General features: G+C 65.7%; 1 protein-coding gene. It reads right to left on the bottom strand.

Annotation, left to right across the window (positions count from 1 at the left end; all coding sequences use genetic code 11):
* The coding region (locus CVV76_RS25125; RefSeq protein ID WP_158243254.1) for a hypothetical protein at nucleotides 1-312 on the bottom strand (312 nt) is incomplete at both ends.

Genomic DNA, 312 nt, shown 5'->3' with positions numbered 1-312 from the left:
TGTCGTCGCGGTAGACCACCGGCACCGGCTCGAAGTCACCAGCCCCTGCCGCCCCGCGCGGCGTGCTGCCCCAGGCAAAGGGGGCGTCCGAGATATCTCCGGTGCCGTACTCGGTGTAGGACACGTGGTCGGGAAGCTTGTCCCAATAGCCGTTGGCCCGCGCTTCGTGCTGCAAATCGGAGACAAGGAAGTATTCCGGGATCGGCAGGCTGGCGGCGGCACAGATCATCGCCACACCGACCCGATGCCCCTCGTCGGTCGGGTGGATGTAGTTGCCGGTGCCGCCGTTGTCGTCTGCATTGGGGTAGTAGA

Origin of the sequence: Acidimangrovimonas sediminis (assembly GCF_002871005.1) — a bacterium.
Taxonomy (GTDB): Bacteria; Pseudomonadota; Alphaproteobacteria; order Rhodobacterales; family Rhodobacteraceae; genus Acidimangrovimonas; species Acidimangrovimonas sediminis.
Note: the sequence above shows the minus strand (reverse complement) of the source record. Positions and strands in the feature narration are given on the sequence as shown.